Origin of the sequence: Protofrankia sp. Cr2, from assembly GCF_963555885.1 — a bacterium.
Classification (GTDB): Bacteria; Actinomycetota; Actinomycetes; order Frankiales; family Frankiaceae; genus Protofrankia.
The window spans coordinates 24,483-28,621 of record NZ_CAUVXG010000014.1; the positions used below are offsets into that span (position 1 = coordinate 24,483).

Below are 4,139 nucleotides of genomic sequence, written 5' to 3' on the forward strand. Positions count from 1 at the left end.
GCCGGCCAATCCAGCCTAATACACCATTAATATGCCATAATCAATGGTTCAGGCGCCGAATTTCTCGATCTCGGCGTTGAACGCCGTGCTGAAGTAGTCGGCCACGTTCACCTTGGCCTTCAGCAGCTCCGCCTTGACGAAAACATCCGCGACATCCTGTGCGGAACTGATAGTTGCCGGCGAGGTGGGGATCAGCTTGGTCGGCCGCTGCGCTTCGCCGCTGTTGAAGGTTTCCAACGCCTGGGCCACCGGCTGCTTCGTCTGCTCGGCGGTGATCTTCGCCCAGTCATCGGGGTGTGCCCGCGCCCATCCAAATGCCTTCTGCTGCCGGCCGAGGAAGTCTGCGATGGCGGCGTGCACGGCCGGGTCGCCGATCGCCTTCGGCGTGGCCTCGTAGGCGTAGTTACCGGACAAAATCTTCTCGCCGCTACCCAGCGTCGTCGCGCCACGCTGTTTGGTGGTAATGACGGCGTTGCTGTAAGTGGCGAGAGCGTCGACGCTTCCCGACAGTAGCGCGGTCACGCCGTCGGGAACGGTAAGTTTCACCGGCTGGATGTCGTTCCAGCCGAGGCCTGCCTGCTCCAGCAGTTTGTAGAGGAAGTAATGGGCCGTCGTGCTGGCGACGTACCCGACCTTCTTCCCCTTCAGGTCGGCGATGCTCTTCAGCGACGACCCCTTGGGGATGAGCACCTCCTGCAACAGGGTCGTCGCCTGCATCACCGCGATGACCTTGAAGTTGCCGCCACCAGCCGACTGGCTGGCGAAGATGGGCGGGATCTCGCTCGATTGCGCCACGTCCAGATTGCCGGCGGCCATCGCCTGGAGCTGGAGGCTGCCACTGTCAAACGTGACGTACTCAACCTTGTACGGCGTGTTCGCCAGACCCGCGGCCTCCAGATAGAGCCGCTGCCGCTGATATCCGGTTTCACCGACCCGCAGGGTTACGCCACTGAGATCTGGCGTGCCCGTCGCGGTCGCGGCAACGGTGGCGGGCTTGTCCGAGCTCCCACCGCAGGCTGCTACGGTGGCCGCCAGGACGAGCGCCGTAACCACCGTCGAAAGAGCACGCAATCGCTTCCCGCGCCCCCCGGATGATATTCGCTCGGTCTTCCTGAGTTTCACTATTTTCCCCCATTGAAGACATGATGCGATAATTTTGGATAAATTCGGTTAAATTCGGTCCGATGACACCGGACGGTCATCGCCGCTTATGGACGGTCATCGACGGTGAGCGTCCCGTAACGACCGTTGTGATAGATCAACGGCCGCGCGTCGTCATCCTCGACGTGCGCCTGTAGCACGCGGGCTACCAGCAGACGGTGGTCGCCGGTAACGATCCGATGCTCGAGCCGCGCCCGGACCCAGGCCGCTGTCTCGGTCAGCACCGGCTCACCGGTGGGCAGACGGGTCCAACGGGTGGGCGGGGCGAACCGGTCGACGCCCTTGGCCGCGAAGCGCTGCGCGGTGTCGTCCTGGCCGTCGGACAGCAGGTGTACGACCACGGTGTCGGCGTGGAGCAACGCCGGCCAGCTTGACGAGACCGATGACACCGACAGTGATATCAGCGGCGGTTCCAGCGACAGCGACGCAACAGACGTCGCGGTGAAGCCCACCGGCCCGGACGGACCGTCCAGGGTCACCACCGTGACCCCGGCCGCGTGCCGGCGGAAGACCCCTCGGTAGGTGCCGGGATCGACCCCCGCGCCGACTTGATCATTCCCGGAAGCACCTGCGGGAGGTGCGGCCACGAGCCGGACGACCGGGGCTTGCGCCACACCGTGCTCGTCCGATCCAGGGTCGGCCGGGCGCCGAGCAGGGTGGCTCATCGCGCGAGCTCCGCTTCGATGGCGAGCACCGGTTCGGTGGCGAGCACTGCGGCCGAGGCCCGAACCAACCGGCTGTTCGCCGCGACCCAGCCCTCGACCTGGGCCTCGAGGTCTGGCAACTGGGCCTCGACGATCGAGAACGCCGGCGTGGGAACGGTCGCGCCGAGTTCGGCAAGGACCGGACGCAGGTGCAGCTCGGCGACGGCCTGATGCGCCGGCGCGGCTGAAACAATCACCGGCACGGCGACTACACCGGTCAGGCCACCCGAGGGCAGCAGATCGAGGAACACCTTGAGCAGACCCGTGTAGCTACCCTTGTAGACCGGCGTTGCCACCACGAGCACGCCCGCCGCCCGCGTGGACTCCAGCGCGGTGGCGACAGAACCATGGGTGTCGGCGAACAGATCCTGGGCAATCAGGGCCAGGTCGATGTCGATGTCGTCGGGGCGTGCGGTCGGTCGTGCGTCGAAAGCCGGGTCGGCGGCGAGTCCTTGCGAAATCCGTTGGGCGACGGCCCGGGCAACCGCACGTGTCCGGGAGGCTGGGCGTGGGTTCCCGGTCAGCACGACGATGCGCGGAAAGGTCTTCGGCATGACCAGCCTCCGTAAGTCGGATGGACGTACGTGTGCAGGGCGGTTCGGTAGATCAGGAAGCCAGCGAATGGAGGAAGTACGGGGCGACGTCGATCTTGTGATCGATCACGCCTGCATCGGTGTACACGTCCGCAGCCTTCTGCAGATCTTTGATCACCGTGTCATCGATCGGGGGAGAGGTCACGGTACGGCGGTTGGCCACCGCCAGGGCGACCGGCTCAGGCAACTTCGTCAACGAGGCGAACAGCTTGGCGAAGTCCGCTCTGTTGGTGTTCGACCAGTCGAAAGCCTTGCTCTGACGGGCCAGAAAGTCCGCGATGGCCGCGCGCTTGATCCGATCCCCGGCCGCCTGCTCCGACGCGACGGTGAACCCGAGCCCGGAACTGATCCCGACCCCGTCCCGGATGATGGTCGCGCCCTTCTGCTCCTCAAGGGCAACATAGGGGTCCCAGGTCACCCATGCATCGAGCTGCTTGGAGTCGAACGCGGCGGTAGCGGCCTGCGGGGTCAGGAAGGAGATCGTGACGTCGCCCGGGCTCAGCCCTGCCTCCTTGAGGGCGCCGAGCAACAGATAGTGCCCGACGCTGCCCTTCGTGGTCGGCGAGACGGTCTTGCCCTTGAGGTCCGCGACGGTGTGGATCGGCGAGTCCTTCGGGACAATCACCGCGACTGCCTTGGCGGCGGTTCGGGTCACGCTGACGATCTTCAGCGGCGCGCCGGCACCGATCGCGTTGAGGATGGGTGCATCACCCGCCGGGCCGATGTCCGCGGCGTTCGCCCGCAGCGCCTGCAACAGCGGGGCGGCTGCCGCGAAATCCGACCATTCGATCTTATACGGAGCGTCCTTCAGAACACCGGCCGCTTCGAGAATCGCCTTGGTCTGACCGACCTGGTCGGCAACGCGAAGAGTCACCCCGGAAAGATCGACCTTGGTACTCGTCGCGACCGCTTGCGGGCTCACAGAGTCGGATCCCCCACCGCAGGCGGCCAGCAGAGACACGGCCACGAGTGCGGTGACGCCCGCGAGCAGCCGGGGTCGGGGTCTGACACGGATGAACAGGCGTGACATCAGGCAACTCCGAAGCGCGGATATTTCCCGTCCGAAACCGGTACGGGCTGTGACGGACGGGCTAGAAGTAATCAAGAGTGGATGAGTGACGCCGAGGACCGCGTCCACGCACTCCTGGTCACCAGAAATTTCAGTCACGCAAAGTAAGACAATCGATAGACAACCAGTGGGTACCGATGATGTACGGGGCACGAGCGCCCTCGCCCGGGGTCACGGGGGAACCTGGGGCGGTCATCGACAGCGGCTGCTCCAGGCCCGGGCGTAATCCACGCAGCGGCGCCGCGTCAGGATCGTCTCGGCAGGCACGAAACAGCACTCTGCGTATGAACACCTTGTTCAGTCAAGTAGTGGGAAAGTAATATGAGTCACACTACATAGCCCGTTGACGCAGGTAGAAGCCGTGTGATTCCGTTGATCTCATGTTGAAGTCGGCGTTTTTGGTTACCCGGGGTCACATCGACCTTCTCCGGGTGAAGTCCGCCGCATGTCCGGCCTACTGACCGACATGTGACGCGGAGCGCGCCGCACCCACCTGCACAGGTACTCCGCAACTACGCAGTGTGATCACACATCACACGAGTTGACCGGGACAAACATCGGGTCCCGGCGGATCGTCCGCAGCACATGCCGCTATCCCGCCCGGATATCCGA

At 64.7% G+C, this 4,139-nt stretch carries 4 protein-coding genes; all 4 read right to left on the bottom strand.

From position 1 onward, the window contains the following. Nucleotides 1-48: 48 nt before the first annotated feature. The 4 genes from U9978_RS09240 to U9978_RS09255 all read right to left on the bottom strand — a co-directional run bounded on the left by U9978_RS09240 (nucleotide 49) and on the right by U9978_RS09255 (nucleotide 3,488). Nucleotides 49-1,053 (bottom strand): ABC transporter substrate-binding protein, encoded by a 1,005-nt coding sequence (locus U9978_RS09240; RefSeq protein ID WP_322760656.1) that lies wholly within the window; start codon nucleotides 1,051-1,053, stop codon nucleotides 49-51. A gap of 155 nt (nucleotides 1,054-1,208) precedes the next feature. Continuing rightward, a complete protein-coding gene (locus U9978_RS09245; protein ID WP_322760657.1) occupies nucleotides 1,209-1,826 on the bottom strand; it encodes a flavin reductase family protein in 618 nt (205 codons plus the stop codon). After that, nucleotides 1,823-2,419, bottom strand: a complete 597-nt coding sequence (locus U9978_RS09250) for an NADPH-dependent FMN reductase (protein ID WP_322760658.1) — start codon at nucleotides 2,417-2,419, stop codon at nucleotides 1,823-1,825. The genes U9978_RS09245 and U9978_RS09250 overlap by 4 nt, the downstream gene beginning before the upstream one ends. A gap of 52 nt (nucleotides 2,420-2,471) precedes the next feature. Next, nucleotides 2,472-3,488, bottom strand: a complete 1,017-nt coding sequence (locus tag U9978_RS09255; RefSeq protein WP_322760659.1) for an ABC transporter substrate-binding protein — start codon at nucleotides 3,486-3,488, stop codon at nucleotides 2,472-2,474. Nucleotides 3,489-4,139 lie beyond the last annotated feature (651 nt).

Bases quoted from the DNA above. Each gene is read 5' to 3' on its own strand.
- U9978_RS09245 (WP_322760657.1), bottom strand. From the start codon at position 1,826: ATGAGCCACCCTGCTCGGCGCCCGGCCGACCCTGGATCGGACGAGCAC.
- U9978_RS09250 (WP_322760658.1), bottom strand. From the start codon at position 2,419: ATGCCGAAGACCTTTCCGCGCATCGTCGTGCTGACCGGGAACCCACGC.
- U9978_RS09255 (WP_322760659.1), bottom strand. From the start codon at position 3,488: ATGTCACGCCTGTTCATCCGTGTCAGACCCCGACCCCGGCTGCTCGCG.